Below are 15587 nucleotides of genomic sequence, written 5' to 3'. Positions count from 1 at the left end.
CGACCGTGTGTATGTGTAGTCCAGTTAGCGCCTGGACCCGTTCGTGGGTCACAGTGCAGATCCAAATGCGTGTCTCAGTTATGAGTGTGTGGCTTGGCCGGTTAGTGCTCGCGGGCTCAACGCCTCGTTGCCTTGGCGCGTACACCCCGAGTCTATCGACCTCCTCTTGTAGGAGTGGCCTTGGTGGTTCCTCGTTTCCAGGTGGGTTTCCGGCTTAGATGCGTTCAGCCGTTACCCCGTGGTGCGTAGCTGCCCGGCGCGTGCTCTTTCGAACAGCCGGTACACTAGTGGCACCCATTCGTAGTTCCTCTCGTACTATACGAACGTTCCCGTCAGGAACCGTAACACCCCCAATAGATAGCAGCCGACCTGTCTCACGACGGTCTAAACCCAGCTCACGACCTCCTTTAATAGGCGAACAACCTCACCCTTGCCCGCTTCTGCACGGGCAGGATGGAGGGAACCGACATCGAGGTAGCAAGCCACCCGGTCGATATGTGCTCTTGCGGGTGACGACTCTGTTATCCCTAAGGTAGCTTTTCTGTCAGCAATTGGCCGCATCAAGCAGCCTAATTGGTTCGCTAGACCACGCTTTCGCGTCAGCGTCCGTCGTTAGGCCGGACACTGTCAGGCTTCCGTTTGCTCTTGCGCTCTTCCCCGAGTCTCCGACTCGGGTGAGGAAACCTTGGGGCGCGCTCGATATCTTTTCAAGCGCGTACCGCCCCAGTCAAACTGCCCGGCTACCAGTGTCCTCCGCCAGGAGTGAGAGTCGCAGTCACCATCGGGTAGTATTTCAGTGATGCCTCGGTGGCCCGCTAGCGCGGGTACCTGTGTAATGGCTCCTACCTATGCTGCACAATGGCGACCACGTCTCAGTGACAGCCTGCAGTAAAGCTCTATAGGGTCTTCGCTTCCCCTTGGGGGTCTCCAGACTCCGCACTGGAACGTACAGTTCACCGGGCCCAACGTTGGGACAGTGACGCTCTCATTGATCCATTCATGCAAGCCGCTACTGAAGCGGCAAGGTACTACGCTACCTTAAGAGGGTCATAGTTACCCCCGCCGTTAACGGGTCCTTCGTCCCATTGTACTGGGTGTTCAGATACCCGCACTGGGCAGGATTCAGTGACCGTACGAGTCCTTGCGGATTTGCGGTCACCTATGTTGTTACTAGACAGTTGGAGCGTCCGAGTCACTGCGACCTGCCCCTTTCCGGGGCAGGCATCCCTTATTGCGAACGTACGGGACTAACTTGCCGAATTCCCTAACGTCGGTTATTCCCGACAGGCCTTGGCTTTCGCCGCCACGAGTACCTGTGTCGGATCTCGGTACGGACAGTGTGCTCGCCTTTTCACGGGCTCTGGGTTGACCTCTCTTGCGCTATCCAGCCATTCAATCGCTTCGTGCCATTACGGCTTCCACGATCTTCGACTGTTCGACTGGGCGAAAACCCAGCAGAGGCGGCCCCAAAGCGTCGGCTTTGAATGCACACTGGCACAGGAATATTAACCTGTTTCCCTGTTGTCTGCTGCGAGTTACGAGCAGACTTAGGACCGGCTAACCCTCAGCTGATCAGCATTGCTGAGGAACCCTTACTCGTTCGGCCGTCGGGGTTCTAACCCGACTAACGCTGCTACTATGACCAGGATTTTCGTTACTGAACGGTCCACACGAGCTCTCACCCGTGCTTCCACCCGAACAGAACGCCGACCTACGCGATTACCCTGTGAGGGGTACGGCCAGGTCTCGGTGGTGGATTTGAGCCCCGATCATTTTGGGCGCCCCGAACCTCGGCCGGTAAGCTGTTACGCTTTTCTTAGAGGGTAGCTGCTTCTAAGCTCACCTCCCGGCTGTCTAGGGCTCGGGACCACCTTCGATCGCACTTAATCCACACTTGGGGACCTTAACCCGGCGCTGGGTTGTCTCCCTTATGGTACACAGGCTTACCCCGTGCACCGGACTCCCTGCGTCGAACGACGTTCGTAGGTTCGGAGTTGGACAGGGGGGCGCACTCCTCTCGGAGTGCGGTCCCCCAATCCGTCGCTCTACCCCACGAACTATCTCGGCAGAGGTCATGCTTCGACATGTTTCGGTCGGAACCAGCTGTTTCCGGATTCGATGGGCCTTTCACCCCTAGACGTAGGTCACGCGAGGGTATTGTAGGACACCAACGCTAACAGACCTCCACGTGCCTTTCGGCACGCTTCGTCTTGCCCACGCCTAGATCATCCGGTTTCGGGTCGTGTCCGATTGACTCCCCGCGCTTGAACACGGCGGCCCTCGTCGTAAGACTGCGGCCATGTCGGTTTCCCTTCGCCTTCCCTGATAATCAGGTTAGACTCGCCAATCAGACACACTCCCTGGTTCGTTTTTCAAAACGCACGACGGAACATCGGCTTCCTCTACTTCCTACTGGTAGCTCGCGCTACGGTCGTTGTGTAGAGGACCTTGTATGCCCCGTCGTTCGATCGCCAACTGATTTCACGCCCTATTGCACCTCCCTTCGTGGGGTGCTTTTCAGCGTTCGCTCACGCTACTTGTTCGCTATCGGTCTTGAGGAGTGTTTAGTCTTCCCAGTCGATGCCTGGGAGATTCACGAGGGATATCCAACCCCCGCTACTCTGGAGCTGACGCGTCCGGTACTCATCTACAATACGGGACTGTCACCCTGTTTCGTGCTCCGTTCCAGGAGACTTCCTGTAGATTTTCGCGGAGTGAGAGTCAGTCCGAACACCACATTGCCCGAAGGCTTCGGTTTGGACTGTGTCGCGTTCACTCGCCGTTACTAACGACATCACGATTCCGTTTTCTCTTCCTGCCGATACTAAGATGTTTCAGTTCTCGGCGTTCCCCATTGCGCGAAGCAATTGCGGTGGGGATTCCCATTCGGAAATCCTCAGTTCTTCCCCTCCGTGCGGGTCCCTGAGGCTTATCGCAGCTTGGCACGTCCTTCTTCAGCTCTCAAGCCGAGCGATCCACCAGCTGGCACAGTAGCCACGTTCATCGGATCTGCGCTGCACAAGGCAGCATAGTGACCCGGGAACGGGTCCAGTGGACGCCTGGACTACACGTACACACGGTCGCATCTGCAGGCCAGTAGACGGCTGGCTGCATTGACCCTTCCCACCCACGTTTGCACGGGGTGGTGCATCGGTTTGCGTTCGGATTGAATCGAACGAGTCGTTCCCACTTAAGGGGAACGATTCGCCGATCCGCTCCGAGACATGGACCCACTGGGATTCGAACCCAGGGCATCCTCCTTGCAAAGGAGGCACTCTCCCACTGAGCTATGGGCCCACCCTCACCAGAGCGGTGAGGAACTAGGTGTGAGCCTTGGTAGTTCAAAGGTGCCCGATCGGCCCGAACGAGTGGGGCGACGATCGCAGCGAAATGGACCGCTGTGGTGGGCCGGGGCAGCGCCCCGGTCCCGGTCTGTGGAGGTGATCCAGCCGCAGATTCCCCTACGGCTACCTTGTTACGACTTAAGCCCCCTTGCGAAGCCCAGATTCGACCTGGTGGCCAGGCCTCATCCGGACCTCACTCGGGTGCTTTGACGGGCGGTGTGTGCAAGGAGCAGGGACGTATTCACCGCGCCCTTCTGAGGCGCGATTACTACCGAATCCAGCTTCATGCGGGTGAGTTTCAACCCGCAATCCGAACTACGACCGAGTTTCGGAGATTAGCGTCGCCTTTCGGCGTTGCATCCCACTGTCTCGGCCATTGTAGCCCGCGTGTCGCCCAGCACATTCGGGGCATACTGACCTACCGTTGCCCGTTCCTTCCTCCAGTTTGGCACTGGCAGTCCTCCTAATGTACCCAACCACCGCAAGGGTGTTGCTGGCAATTAGGAGTGCGGGTCTCGCTCGTTGCCTGACTTAACAGGACGCCTCACGGTACGAGCTGACGGCGGCCATGCACCTCCTCTCAGCAGGTCTGATAAGGTCATCAACCTGATCGTCACTCCTGCTGTCGATGCTGGTGAGATGTCCGGCGTTGAGTCCAATTAAACCGCAGGCTCCTCCGGTTGTAGTGCTCCCCCGCCAATTCCTTTAAGTTTCATCCTTGCGGACGTACTTCCCAGGCGGTCTGCTTCACGGCTTCCCTACGGCACAGCACAGGCTCGTAGCCTGTGCCACACCTAGCAGACATCGTTTACAGCTCGGACTACCCGGGTATCTAATCCGGTTCGTGACCCGAGCTTTCGTCCCTCACCGTCGGATCCGTCTTCCTGAGGCGCTTTCGCCACCGGTGGTCCGTCCAGGATTACGGGATTTCACTCCTACCCCGGACGTACCCCTCAGGTCTTCCGGTCCCAAGCCAAGCAGGTTCCACCGGACGCCCGCGTGTTGGGCACGCGGATTTCCCGATGGACTTGCCTGGCCAGCTACGGACGCTTTAGGCCCAATAATAGCGGTCATCACTTGGGCTGCCGGTATTACCGCGGCGGCTGGCACCGGTCTTGCCCAGCCCTTATTCCTGCACCACCTTACGGTGCAGAAAAGCGAGGACGATATGCCCTCGCAGATGGAGTCCCCTTATCGCACTGGCGTGCAGTGTAAAGGTTTCGCGCCTGCTGCGCCCCGTAGGGCCCGGTATCTTGTCTCAGATACCGTCTCCGGGCTCTTGCTCTCACAACCCGTACCGATTACTGGCACGGTGGGCCGTTACCCCACCGTCTACCTAATCGGCCGCAGCCACATCCTCTGGCGCCGGAGCATTTCACGTTCTCCTCACTCCAGAGTGAGAACGCTATTCAGGATTAGCCTCAGTTTCCCGAGGTTGTCCCGATCCAGAGGGTAGTTTGGCCACGTGTTACTGAGCTATCTGCTGCGGGTCTAACCCGCGCAACTAGCATGGCTAAATCGGACTCCACTAGCAATGACCTCCGGCAGGATCAACCGGAATGTCTCCCCTCACAAGGAGGGGGGTTGGCGGTGAATGTAGGTACACACTCACACTATGGGTCCAGTTCGGCGCGCTCGTCGGCCCACGGCGTGGACCGGTCGGGCGTCACCGAACTACCAAGGCTCACATCAGATCCCATCTGTACGGAAGACCGCAGGGGTGGAATCCTCATCTCCTTCGGACCTACTCGTAAGCCGTCAGGGGTACTTAACCCCTTCGGACCGTGAGTCGTCCGAGATGACGGCCCGGGTTGAACGGACCGTCGATCACTTCTGCTTTGCAATCCATCCGAATCCCCGTATACACTTAAGGGCAACGGATCGCAGCCGCGCCGAAAACCGCAGCCGGCGAGCGAATGTGCGATCGTTTCTGGGTGCCCCACAGTATATAAGGGAGCGGACGTGATTCCTGCCTCCGCGCCGGGAAACGGCCGGAGGGAACGCGGCGCCGTGCGCCACGTCGTTCGCATTAGTGTCGAAGGCCGGGTTGATACATAAGGCCGTCGTCTCGAGACCGGTCTGAACTACGTTGATCATTCTCGCGGCTGCCACTGTCTCGGCCAGTGATCGAAGCGAATTGAGGAGGTCGATCGGGGGGTCGGAACGAGTACGAACCGACTCGAGATAGCGGTGTTGGTCGGTGTCGGTTGGGAGAACGACGAGTCGGGTTCGGTTTGGGTATAGGTTCGATTCGATCTTGGCCGGAGAACCGTCCCGGACGAGTGCCCGCGCCGAAGGCGACGGGGTCGACCTCGAGCGGCGGTTGTATGTCCGCGTCCGCGCTCGCGATCGCGCCCGCACCCGGGACCGCGGTGGATTTAGTGGATCGCATCGTACGGCGACGCATGGACCGATCCGGGTTCGTCAGACTCGCAGTGATCGGGTTCGCGCTCGTCGTGGCGAGTTTCGTCGTCCGCGGCGTTACCCGCCTGATCGTCGGCGCCGAACTCGCGGCGCTCCTCCAGGCCCCGCTGATCTTCGCGGGCTTCCTGCTGCTCGTCTACCTGTTCGTCAGGGCCACCCTGGACGCGGTCGGTATCTGGCCGGTCGAGGAGCGTGACGCGTGACCTGCGACGTACGCATAAGGAAACCGTTTTTCGCGCGCCGGCCGAATTCGAGCGTATGACAACCGACGTACAGTCGATCGCCGATCTAGGGCCGGACGATCGCGCCGCCTTCTTCGAGCGCGACGCCGGCATCGAGGCGGTCAGAAGCGACGTGCGGGAGATCGTCGACCGGGTCCGCGAGGAGGGCGACGTCGCCGTCCGCGAGTTCACCGAGGAGTTCGACGGCGTCTCGGTCGGCAACCTCGAGATCACCGACGAGTGCGAGCGGGCCTACGACGACCTCGAGGACGACCTCCGGGAGGCGATCGAGACGGCCGCGGCCAACGTCCGCGAGTTCCACGAGGCACAGGTCCCCGAGGACTGGCGCGAGGAGTTCGACGACGGACGAGAGCTGGGCCGGCGCTTCAGGCCGCTCGAGCGCGTGGGCGTCTACGTACCCGGCGGCGCAGCGGCCTACCCCTCGAGCGCGATCATGGGCGTCGTCCCGGCGGTCGTGGCGGGCGTCGATCACGTCGCGGTCGTCACGCCGCCGGCGGACGAGTTGAGCCCGGCGACGCTGGCGGCGATCCACGTCGCGGGCGCGGACGCGGTCTACAGCGTCGGCGGCGCACAGGCGATCGCCGCCCTCGCGTACGGCACGGAGACGATCACGCGCGTCCAGAAGATCGTCGGCCCGGGGAACAAGTGGGTCACCGCGGCCAAGGCCGAGGTCCGGGGGGACGTCGAGATCGACTTCCTCGCGGGTCCGAGCGAGGTGCTCGTCGTCGCCGACGAAACCGCGGACCCCGAGCTCGTCGCGGCGGAACTGGTCGCGCAGGCGGAACACGACCCGAACGCGTCGGTCGTCGCGGTGACGGACGACGAGGAGACCGCCTCGCAGGTTGCCGACGCCGTCGACGAGCAGGCCAACGCGCGCGAGCGCGAAGATGTAATTCGCGACGCGCTGGCCAACGATGCCAGCGGCGTCCTGCTGGCCCGCTCGATGAGCGAGGCTATCCTCTTTACCGAGGAGTACGCCCCCGAGCACCTCTCGATCGTCGCGGACGACGACGAGTCGATCCTGGCGCGCATCGACAGCGCGGGCAGCGTCTTCCTCGGGCCGAACACGCCCGTCGCCGCGGGCGACTACGCCAGCGGGACGAACCACGTGCTCCCCACGAACGGTGGCGCGCGCGTAACGGGCGGGCTCTCGGTCGAGACGTTCGTCCGCTCGACGACGGTCCAGCGGCTCTCGAGCGAGGGGCTGGCCGACATCGGCGAGACGATCACGACGCTGGCCGAGGCGGAGGGGCTCGAGGCCCACGCGGAAAGCGTTCGGAAGCGACTGGACGACGGCGAGTAGCGGGCGGACGGTGACGGTGGCGGTGTCGGTCTCCCGGTTGCCGTCCGGTTTCCGCCGTCTCGGCCGCAGCCTCGAACCGAGGTCGCGGAAAATGCGGTTACCGGCTTAATCGAGGGGTTGATCGCAGACGCGACCGCCCGGACGACCGTCCAGCGCGACGCGACCGGCGAAAACGGTCGACTACCTCGAGCGGCTGGCAGACCGGAGACCGCCGATCGGTCGGCCGCCCCCGAACCGCGACCCAACCCGACCCAAACCCGTCGAACAGTCCGTAATTGAACTGTTATCGAGCGGGTAATTCTCGGAAGGGACGAACTGGTTTTACGGCCGTAGAACCGAAACACTAGCCGAGATGCAACCGCGTACCGTCGACCCGACCGATGCGCGGGTCCTCGAGCGGAACTACGATTACGCCCAGCGGAATGTCCGCCTGCTCTCGATGTGGTACGAGTGCGACCTCGAGCGGATGGTCGAGCTGCTCGCGGAGAACGACATCTCGCTGTCGGCGAACGACGAGCGGTTGTTCGGGTCCTACTACCGGTCGGTCAAGCGTCGGTCGAGCGCGTGATCGCCGGAGCCGGTCGGATCGCGGTGGGCCGGAGACGTGTAGCGAAGATGGCGAGGACGGGGAACGGGAAACGTCGAGGCGACGGTGCGTTCGCAGTGCTAGCCGGGAAGCGTTACGTCGCGTCGCTATCGTGGCGTCACTGTTAACATCGTCGCGACGAAAGGGAGGAGTATGAGCACGGACAGCCCGGATGGCGGGCAGCCGAACGCGGACACCCACCCCGAGATCGAGGTCACCGAGGACGCGGCCGATCAGGCCCTCTCGCTGCTCGAGGGCGAAGGGCTCGACGCCGACGAGGCGGGACTGCGCCTGTTCGTCCAGCAGGGCGGCTGCGCCGGCCTGTCCTACGGGATGCGGTTCGACGACTCGCCCGACGAGGACGACACCATCTACGAGCACCACGACCTGCGCGTGTTCGTCGACCCGGCGAGCCTGAAGTACATCGAGGGCAGCGTCCTCGATTACGAGAGCGGCCTACAGGCCGAAGGGTTCCACGTCGAGAATCCGAACGTCGTCAGCGAGTGCGGTTGCGGCGAATCGTTCCGCACGTAGCGGACGGCGTCGATCCTTTTTACCGCGTCTCGGTCGGTCCGATTCGACTGCGATCCGCGATTAGCCGCCCGTCTCGATCCGTCTCGTCGGTTCGCCGGTCGGGTACCGTCCTACTCCTCGAGCTCGAAGGCGACGGTGACTTCGGCCTGATACTCCCGGTCGTCGACGGTCGCGAGTTCGACGCCGAGCTCGTCGACCTCGACCCACTGGATGTTCTGCAGGGTGTCCTCCGCGCGGTCGATGGCGTCGTCGGCCGCGGCGTCGAAGCTTTCGGGGCTGGTACCGATGAGCGTGATCTTCTTGAAGACCATGTCTCGCCGTTCTACACCGCGCGGGGACGTAAAACCGGGCGTCGGTTTCGCCGGGTGAACCTCACCCGCCGCGGGACTCGAGTCGCTCGCCGATCGCGCCGGTGACGTCGCCGAGGTAGGCCCCGCCCCACAGGGCGACGACGAGCGCGCCGATGGAGTTGAAGACGAAATCGAGCATCGTGTCGCCGAGGCCGTACTGGGTGAGGACGGCGTTGACGCCGAACGCGTCGGCCGACAGCGCGATGACGAACTCGAGGATCTCCCAGAGGACGCCGAACGCGAGGACGAACAGGAGGATGAACACCGCCACGAACTGCCGGGGGAAGTGAACGCCGTCGGCGTGCTCGTCGAGCGCGCGGACGGTCGCGTACCCCGCGCCGGCGACCAGCGACGCCGATAGCGCGTGGGTCATGTGGTCCCACCACCAGATCTGACTGTACAGCGTGCTGGTCGCGCCGGGGAGGCCGACGGTGCCGAAGGCGTGGAGGAAGACCGCGGACGTGATCCACAGGGTGAGCCGCGGGTCCATCGGAATCTCGTAGTCGCGCTCGAGCAGCGGCGGGAGCTGGGTGACGGCCAGTCCGACGCCGGTGTTGACGAGGATGCCGACGTTGCCGCGCTCGATCCCGACGAACAGCATGCCGATCAGCCCGACCTCGAGGAGGTAGGTGAGCCGGCGCTGATTTTCCGTGGACCGGAGCTGGTGGCTGTGGTTACGCATCGTCCACCTCCAGCGCGACGTCCTCCGGCAGCCGCGTCTCGGGGCGCGCGAGCCGCCGGAAGTACAGTTCGAAGACGACGCCGGCACCGAGCCCGGCGATCGCGGAGTAGACGAACTCCCACATCACCGCGTCGTGATCGTCGGTGAAGGGAACGCCGAGCGTCTGCGCGGCGCTCCAGCGGAGCAGGGCCCACAGTCCGGCCGCGGCCAGCGTCGCGACGACGACGAAGACGACGGCGAAGCCGGGGGTCATCCGCACCGACGTGAACGACTGGAGTTCGACGGCGACGACGAGCGCGACGGCGGCGACGGAGAGATACGACGCGAAGTGGCCGGTCAGCCGGTCGGTACCGAACGCCATCCCGAGCACGGGCAACGCGGCCAGCAGTAACACTTCCCAGGGGAGCATCGCCGTGGGCGAGCGGAACGCGATCGGCGGCAGCAGCGCCAGGGCCACGAGCACCGCCACGAACATCGCCCACAGCAGCCCGCCCGTTAGCAGTTCGCCGACGCCGACGGCGGCGATCGCGACGATCAGCGCCCACGCCAGCGCCGCGTTGTTCCGCCCGCCCGCGATCAACTCATCGAGCGCAGAGTCGGTCATAGTCACTCGTATCGAGTGGTCCTACAAAAGGAATGTCCCCGACGGTCGCGGCCGGTCCCGCCGCGCCCCGGTCAGACGGGCGCGATCAACGCCGCGTAGACGACCGCATACGCGACGAGCCCGAGCGTCACGGTACTCACGGCGGTCAGCGCGCTCTCGAGGACCGCCGTGACCGACGAACTCGAGCGGCCGCCGTCGGTTCGGGGCCGGGAGCTCCCGATCGACGACGGGAGCCGACAACTGGCCCCGGAGAGGAGCCCGACGACGAGGATCGAGAAGACGAAGTGGTACGAGACGGCGAGGGTCGGCGGCGTTGACGCGAGCGCGACGGGGCCGTACGCGGCGCCGACGGCCGCCCGGCGATCGACGAGCGCGGGGACCGAGCGATCGGTGAGTCGGCAGACGGCCACGAGTGCGAGCCAGACGGTGGCGAGTTCGAGCGCGAACGCGCCGAGCAGGTGCAGCGTCTCGTCGCCGTGGAGGACGACCCGCGAGGTGAGCACCGGCGACTCGAGCGGGTAGAGCCAGTCGGGGGGCGAGCCGGTCACGAGGTCGCCCCAGGGGTGCGACCAGAGCCCCCAGAGCGCGGCTACCCCGATCGCGGCCGGCGACAGCGGCGTCGCTCGAGCGGCGCTCGCGACGACGAGGACGCCGCCCCCGGCGAACAGCGCCATGACGAACGCGGCGAGCGGTCCGTCGGCGACGAAGGCGGTCGCGACGAGGCCGACGAGCAGGCCGCTTCCGGCGAGCCGGGCGAGCCAGACGAACCGGGCGCGCCTCGGGTTCGAGTCGCGGACAGCGAGGAGGGCGAACGCCGGCGCCGCGACCGCACCGACGAGCAGCGAGTGGGTGACCGACCGGTGGACGACTCGGCTCGCGTCCCAGAAGGCCGCCGGCGCGCCGAGCGAGCCGCCAACGAGGCGCCAGTCGGCGAGGCCGACGAGCGCGTACGCGACGTCGATGTCCGGCAGCGCCGCGAACGCGCCGGCGACGGCGCCGAAGAGCAGGGCTCGTCGGCCGTCCCAGCCGCGTCGCTCGGCGACGAGGGACGCGACGGCGAACGCGAGCAGGGCGTGACCGACGAACACGACGTATCGTGTACGTGATGGGACGGCTTAAACGACTCGCCCGGAAGACCGCGCCCGCTCGCGGTCTCCCGCGGCGGCGTTGCGCCGCTTCGGGACCGGGTCGCTCGTTCGCCGTTGTCGGTAAGCCTTTGCGAGTGGCTCTCCGACCACACGCCCATGGCTCAAGACGCGTCGAACGAGACGGTTCGTGCGCCATCCACCGACGAACTCACGCCGCCGGACCGAACCCTGATGGGGCCCGGTCCGAGCGAGGTACACCCGCGCGTGCTGCGGGCGATGAGCACCCCGCTCGTGGGCCACCTCGACCCCTCGTTCATCGAGATCATGGACGAGGTCCAGGAGCTGCTGCGCTACACCTTCCGGACCGACAACCAGTGGACCATCCCGGTCTCGGGGACCGGTTCGGCGGCGATGGAGGCCGCGATCGGCAACGTCGTCGAGCCCGGCGATACGATGCTCGTCCCGACGAACGGCTATTTCGGCGGCCGGATGGCCTCGATGGCCCGCCGCGCCGGCGGCGAGGTCGTCGAGGTGGACGCGCCGTGGGGCGAACCGCTCGAGCCCGCGGCCGTCTCCGACGCGCTGGCCGAGCACGACCCCGACGTCTTCGGGTTCGTACACGCGGAGACCAGCACCGGCGTGCTCCAGCCCGACGTGCCCGAACTGACCGCCGCGGCCCACGATCACGACGCCTTAGTGATCGCCGACACCGTCACCTCGCTTGGCGGCGTCGAGCTGCGCGTCGACGAGTGGGACGTCGACGTCGCCTACTCGGGGCCCCAGAAGTGTCTCTCCTGTCCGCCGGGCGCGAGTCCCCTCACGCTCTCGGACGCGGCCATGGACAAGGTCCTCTCGCGCGAGGAGGATCCCCGCTCGTGGTACCTCGACCTCTCCCTGCTCGAGGGCTACTGGGGCGACGACCGCTCGTATCACCACACGGCGCCGATCACGAACGTCTACGCCATCCGCGAGGCCCTACGACTGGTCGCCGAAGAAGGTATCGAACAGCGGTGGGACCGCCACGAGCGCGTCGCCGGCGCGCTGAAGGCCGGCGTCGAGGCGATGGGACTGGAGATGAACGCGCCCGACGAGTACTGGCTGCCGAGCCTGAACGCCGTCCGGGTCCCCGACGGCGTCGACGACGGCGCGGTCTGCGACCGCCTCCTCGAGGAGTACGATCTCGAGATCGCCAGCGGACTGGGCGATCTAGAGGGCGAGATCTTCCGCATCGGCTGCATGGGCCACTCCGCGCGGCCGGAGAACGTGATCTACGTCGTGACGGCGCTGGGCGACGTCCTCGAGTCGCTGGGCGCGGACGTCGATCCGGGCGCCGGCGTGACGGCGACGCGGCGGGCGCTGGGCGAGTAGCGGCCTGAAATCGAAAACCGAAGTCGGAACCGCGACCGACCTGTTTTACGCCGAGGCCCGCGGGCCCGGCGGTGCGCGTTCGACCTGATAGTCGTCCCCGTCGACGACGATGATCGCCCACTCGTAGTTCGGCTCGGCCTCGGCGAGTCGCTCCTCGAGGTCGTCGGCGTCGTCCGGCTCGGCGACGAAACAGTGGAACTGGCCGGACGCCGACGACGGGAGTTCGTCCGTCTCGAGGACTGTGTTGACGTGGACGACTTTCCATGCTCGTTCGGCGCGGAACTCGGGCCCGTTGCCCTCAACGGTGTAGCCTAACTCGGCGAAGATCGACCTGGCCTGCTCGACGAGTCGCATGTTAACAGGTCCCATTCACTGCGTTGATACGCGGGCCCCCATCATAAACGTTGGTATTGGTGCAGTTTCGCGAGAACGGTTCGGCGGTCCGGACCGTTCGGCCGCGGCGAACGGACGATCGACGAGGAAATTCGAGCGTCGATCGATAATTACGAATTACTCGATGGCGGACGGCGGGCGGATCACTCGTGGGCGGCGTCCCACTCGGTCGGCTTGCGGAAGTTGCCGCATCGATTGCACTTGATCCGGCCCATCGAGTCCATCGCGTTGTCAAAGCTCTCGCAGTTCGCACAGAACCAGCCGTACCGGCTGTCCGCATCTCGCGACTCGTAGGCGACGAGGAAGGGTGCCTTCGATCCCCTGTCGCCGTCGGTTTCGGACACGTAGACGGTTTCCCCGTCGTCCGTTGCGGTCCGTTGCATGATGGTACCTACTCGCGCTCCAAATAAATGACTGTCCGTCCGCTTCCGCCGTCGGCCGATCGCGGGCCAAGGACGCGGTATGGGCCTGTTACTCACCCCTGGGCTCGCTAACTGAAACCTTTACCCGCACAGGAATCGTCGGTCCGGTAATGGCGCTGGTCGTTGTTCCCGTTCGTTACCCGTTGTCCAAGCACTCGCGACGAACGCTCGAGCGGGCGATCGAGGTCGCCCGCGAGCGGGATGCGGCGTTGACCGTCCTCCACGTCGACCTCTATCAGAACGGGAAGAAAGTGACGCGAATCGATCTGAAAGAGGCCGTCGAGCGCGCGTTCGGGCCGCTCGAGAACGCGCGGTACGTCGTCCGGACGGGCTTTCTGGTCGAGGAGAGCATCCTCGACGAGGTGGCGGCCGAGGACGCCGACGTCGTCGTCATCGGCAGCCAGCAGGCGAGTCGACTGCGGCGGATCTTCCGGCGGTTCACCGACAATCCCGACATCGACCGCTACCTGCGCAACCACCTCGACTGCGAAGTGATCACGGTCGAGAGCGCGCCGGCCTGAGTAGCGTTACTCGTCCCCCGCGTTCCGCACGACGAACACCGGAATCGAGGCGTTGTCGACGACGCGCTCCGAGACGCTCCCCAGCGAGGTCACTTTCTCTCGCGGGCTTTTCCCCCGCGTCCCGATGACGATCAGATCGATCCCGCGCTCGTCGGCGTACTCGAGGATCGTCTTCGCCGGCGTCCCGTGAGCGACCTCGCCGACCGCCTCGAGCCCCGCGTCCGCCGCGCGCTCCCGTACCTCGGCGACGGCGTCCCGCCCTTCCGCCTCGAGCGAGGGCTCGAGGTCCGCGTCGCTGTCGCCGGCCGCGGCGGTGATGCGGCTGTCGACGACGTACAGCGCGTGGACGGTCGCGTCGTTGTCGGTCGCGATCGGCAGGGCGTGGGCCAGCGTCTCGTCGACGGTCTCGCTACCGTCCGTCGGAACCAGAATGTCGTCGTACATCGATACCCGACGGTTCGGGCAGCGATCGGATAAAGCCTCCCGCGAGTTCCGGGGTACTGGGGTTGCCGACGCGGCGAGCGGCGGCGGTCACTCGCTCCGATCGGCCGAGCCGTCCGACTGCGGTCCCGGCCCGTCGCGAGCGTCCGTCCGGTCGCGGTCCGATTCGGCGTCGGGGTTCGGTTCGATATCGGGATCCGGGGCCGACCCGGCGGCGGAAGCCCGGTCGCCTCCGGACGACCGCTCGGGACGCCGTCCGTCGACCGCCATTCGTGCGACGCCGCTGGTTTCGTCGAACACGTGATGGCGGTGCGGGTAGGCGAACTCCACGTCGAGCTCGGCGAAGCGATCGTGGATCGCCTCCTGGACCGCCGAGCGAACGACGGCCTGCTTGTAGGGGTGTTTCATCCAGAAGAACAGCTCGAGAATGACTCCGTTATCGCCGTACTCGTTGATGGCGCACATCGGCGCGGCGCGGTACCGCGCGCTGCCGATCCGGATGTCGGGCCCGCCCGAGATGACGGTGTCGACGCTCCGGGCCGCCCGCTCGGCCCCTCGCCGGGCCGCCTCGAGATCGCTCCCGTAGGTGATCTCGAACTGTAGGGAGACGCGCGTGCGCTCGTCCTCCGCGGAGTAGTTGACGACGTCGCGCTGCTGGATCTCGGAGTTGGGGATGACGATGAAGGTATTCTGGAGGGTGAAGATCTTGGTGTAGCGGATCGTGATGTCCTCGACGAACCCTCGGTGGCCCGCGTCGGCGACCTCGATCATGTCGCCGATCTCGTAGGGCCGGTCGGCCAGGACGAAGAAGCCGTTGATCAGGCTCCCGACCAGCGGCGCGAGGACGACGGCGATCACGGCCGACACGACGGTCACCGAGAGGAGGATCTGCGTGTTTCCGACGCCGAGAATGCTGGCGACGACCCCCAGCGTGACCAGTAGCACGGACACGCGGACGCCGCGCAGGACCGTTCGCGTGACGCTCGGCCGCTGGATCCGCCGAGCGACGGTCCGGCCGGCGAGGCGGACGACGAGCTTCGAGAGGTACCACCCGACGACGAGGACGACGGCCGCGAGGACGACCTGCGCGGTGTACTCCGGAGCCCACGTCGGCAGTAGCTCCTGGAACCCCTCGACCGTCTCGCTCTCGTTCATCTGGTCGACCCCGCCCGTGGCGTTCCCGCCGACCTGGTCGGTGTCGTTTCGGGTCGTCTGCCCGACCGCGCGCATGGCAGCACACTCAGCCCCACACTGGTTAAGGGTTCTGACCGGTCGCGAGTTTCGG

14 protein-coding genes, 1 tRNA gene and 2 rRNA genes are annotated in these 15587 nt (G+C 65.1%); 6 read left to right on the top strand and 11 right to left on the bottom strand.

Annotated features, from left to right (window positions below; translation table 11 throughout):
• Positions 1-83: 83 nt before the first annotated feature.
• The 3 genes from ACYQ26_RS14475 to ACYQ26_RS14465 form a co-directional block, all read right to left on the bottom strand.
• Positions 84-3003: ribosomal RNA gene (locus ACYQ26_RS14475) — 23S ribosomal RNA — on the bottom strand.
• 222 nt (positions 3004-3225) lie between these two features.
• Positions 3226-3297, bottom strand: a tRNA-Ala gene (locus ACYQ26_RS14470).
• A gap of 138 nt (positions 3298-3435) precedes the next feature.
• Positions 3436-4905 (bottom strand): 16S ribosomal RNA (locus ACYQ26_RS14465).
• Together the 16S and 23S rRNA genes with 1 tRNA gene alongside form the textbook arrangement of a ribosomal RNA operon.
• A gap of 844 nt (positions 4906-5749) precedes the next feature.
• Between ACYQ26_RS14465 and ACYQ26_RS14460 the strand changes: the two genes are divergently transcribed.
• From ACYQ26_RS14460 to ACYQ26_RS14445, 4 genes are all read left to right on the top strand, one after another.
• On the top strand, positions 5750-5971 hold the full coding sequence (locus ACYQ26_RS14460; RefSeq protein WP_459809603.1) for a hypothetical protein: 222 nt from the start codon (positions 5750-5752) through the stop codon (positions 5969-5971).
• Positions 5972-6026: 55 nt separating this feature from the next.
• Positions 6027-7313, top strand: a complete 1287-nt coding sequence (gene hisD / locus ACYQ26_RS14455; protein ID WP_459809602.1) for a histidinol dehydrogenase — start codon at positions 6027-6029, stop codon at positions 7311-7313.
• Positions 7314-7665: 352 nt separating this feature from the next.
• Positions 7666-7881 (top strand): hypothetical protein, encoded by a 216-nt coding sequence (locus tag ACYQ26_RS14450; protein WP_459809601.1) that lies wholly within the window; start codon positions 7666-7668, stop codon positions 7879-7881.
• Positions 7882-8052: 171 nt separating this feature from the next.
• Positions 8053-8433 (top strand): HesB/IscA family protein, encoded by a 381-nt coding sequence (locus ACYQ26_RS14445; protein ID WP_459809600.1) that lies wholly within the window; start codon positions 8053-8055, stop codon positions 8431-8433.
• Positions 8434-8543: 110 nt separating this feature from the next.
• Here ACYQ26_RS14445 and ACYQ26_RS14440 read toward each other — a convergent pair whose 3' ends face one another.
• The 4 genes from ACYQ26_RS14440 to ACYQ26_RS14425 form a co-directional block, all read right to left on the bottom strand.
• Positions 8544-8744, bottom strand: a complete 201-nt coding sequence (locus tag ACYQ26_RS14440; RefSeq protein ID WP_459809599.1) for a dodecin — start codon at positions 8742-8744, stop codon at positions 8544-8546.
• Between the two features lie 61 nt (positions 8745-8805).
• Positions 8806-9465: a DUF2238 domain-containing protein gene (locus tag ACYQ26_RS14435; protein WP_459809598.1), complete on the bottom strand. Its 660-nt coding sequence runs from the start codon at positions 9463-9465 to the stop codon at positions 8806-8808.
• Positions 9458-10069, bottom strand: a complete 612-nt coding sequence (locus tag ACYQ26_RS14430) for a hypothetical protein (protein WP_459809597.1) — start codon at positions 10067-10069, stop codon at positions 9458-9460. The genes ACYQ26_RS14435 and ACYQ26_RS14430 overlap by 8 nt, the downstream gene beginning before the upstream one ends.
• A gap of 71 nt (positions 10070-10140) precedes the next feature.
• On the bottom strand, positions 10141-11157 hold the full coding sequence (locus ACYQ26_RS14425) for a metal-dependent hydrolase (protein WP_459809596.1): 1017 nt from the start codon (positions 11155-11157) through the stop codon (positions 10141-10143).
• 156 nt (positions 11158-11313) lie between these two features.
• Between ACYQ26_RS14425 and ACYQ26_RS14420 the strand changes: the two genes are divergently transcribed.
• Positions 11314-12525, top strand: coding sequence for a pyridoxal-phosphate-dependent aminotransferase family protein (locus tag ACYQ26_RS14420; RefSeq protein ID WP_459809595.1), 1212 nt, complete (start codon positions 11314-11316; stop codon positions 12523-12525).
• A 45-nt stretch (positions 12526-12570) separates the two neighbouring features.
• On the opposite strand, the gene ACYQ26_RS14415 is transcribed toward ACYQ26_RS14420, so the two are convergent.
• Both ACYQ26_RS14415 and ACYQ26_RS14410 read right to left on the bottom strand, forming a co-directional pair.
• Positions 12571-12879, bottom strand: a complete 309-nt coding sequence (locus ACYQ26_RS14415; RefSeq protein WP_459810754.1) for a DUF7116 family protein — start codon at positions 12877-12879, stop codon at positions 12571-12573.
• A gap of 182 nt (positions 12880-13061) precedes the next feature.
• Complete coding sequence (locus tag ACYQ26_RS14410) at positions 13062-13301, bottom strand: DUF5816 domain-containing protein (RefSeq protein WP_459809594.1); 240 nt, start codon at positions 13299-13301, stop codon at positions 13062-13064.
• 149 nt (positions 13302-13450) lie between these two features.
• Between ACYQ26_RS14410 and ACYQ26_RS14405 the strand changes: the two genes are divergently transcribed.
• Complete coding sequence (locus ACYQ26_RS14405; protein ID WP_459809593.1) at positions 13451-13861, top strand: universal stress protein; 411 nt, start codon at positions 13451-13453, stop codon at positions 13859-13861.
• A 6-nt stretch (positions 13862-13867) separates the two neighbouring features.
• On the opposite strand, the gene ACYQ26_RS14400 is transcribed toward ACYQ26_RS14405, so the two are convergent.
• Positions 13868-14305 (bottom strand): universal stress protein, encoded by a 438-nt coding sequence (locus tag ACYQ26_RS14400; RefSeq protein ID WP_459809592.1) that lies wholly within the window; start codon positions 14303-14305, stop codon positions 13868-13870.
• Between the two features lie 87 nt (positions 14306-14392).
• A complete protein-coding gene (locus tag ACYQ26_RS14395; RefSeq protein WP_459810753.1) occupies positions 14393-15457 on the bottom strand; it encodes a mechanosensitive ion channel family protein in 1065 nt (354 codons plus the stop codon).
• Positions 15458-15587 lie beyond the last annotated feature (130 nt).

Source organism: Halopiger thermotolerans, assembly GCF_054654555.1.
The sequence above is the reverse complement of the archived record's forward strand: the minus strand, read 5'-3'. Positions and strand labels throughout refer to the sequence as shown.

Excerpts from the sequence above, each read along its gene's own strand:
- ACYQ26_RS14395 (WP_459810753.1), bottom strand. The coding sequence starts at position 15,457 with ATGAACGAGAGCGAGACGGTCGAGGGGTTCCAGGAGCTACTGCCGACG.
- hisD (WP_459809602.1), top strand. The coding sequence starts at position 6,027 with ATGACAACCGACGTACAGTCGATCGCCGATCTAGGGCCGGACGATCGC.
- ACYQ26_RS14440 (WP_459809599.1), bottom strand. The coding sequence starts at position 8,744 with ATGGTCTTCAAGAAGATCACGCTCATCGGTACCAGCCCCGAAAGCTTC.
- ACYQ26_RS14405 (WP_459809593.1), top strand. The coding sequence starts at position 13,451 with ATGGCGCTGGTCGTTGTTCCCGTTCGTTACCCGTTGTCCAAGCACTCG.
- ACYQ26_RS14460 (WP_459809603.1), top strand. The coding sequence starts at position 5,750 with ATGGACCGATCCGGGTTCGTCAGACTCGCAGTGATCGGGTTCGCGCTC.
- ACYQ26_RS14430 (WP_459809597.1), bottom strand. The coding sequence starts at position 10,069 with ATGACCGACTCTGCGCTCGATGAGTTGATCGCGGGCGGGCGGAACAAC.
- ACYQ26_RS14445 (WP_459809600.1), top strand. The coding sequence starts at position 8,053 with ATGAGCACGGACAGCCCGGATGGCGGGCAGCCGAACGCGGACACCCAC.
- ACYQ26_RS14450 (WP_459809601.1), top strand. The coding sequence starts at position 7,666 with ATGCAACCGCGTACCGTCGACCCGACCGATGCGCGGGTCCTCGAGCGG.
- ACYQ26_RS14410 (WP_459809594.1), bottom strand. The coding sequence starts at position 13,301 with ATGCAACGGACCGCAACGGACGACGGGGAAACCGTCTACGTGTCCGAA.
- ACYQ26_RS14420 (WP_459809595.1), top strand. The coding sequence starts at position 11,314 with ATGGCTCAAGACGCGTCGAACGAGACGGTTCGTGCGCCATCCACCGAC.
- ACYQ26_RS14400 (WP_459809592.1), bottom strand. The coding sequence starts at position 14,305 with ATGTACGACGACATTCTGGTTCCGACGGACGGTAGCGAGACCGTCGAC.
- ACYQ26_RS14415 (WP_459810754.1), bottom strand. The coding sequence starts at position 12,879 with ATGCGACTCGTCGAGCAGGCCAGGTCGATCTTCGCCGAGTTAGGCTAC.
- ACYQ26_RS14435 (WP_459809598.1), bottom strand. The coding sequence starts at position 9,465 with ATGCGTAACCACAGCCACCAGCTCCGGTCCACGGAAAATCAGCGCCGG.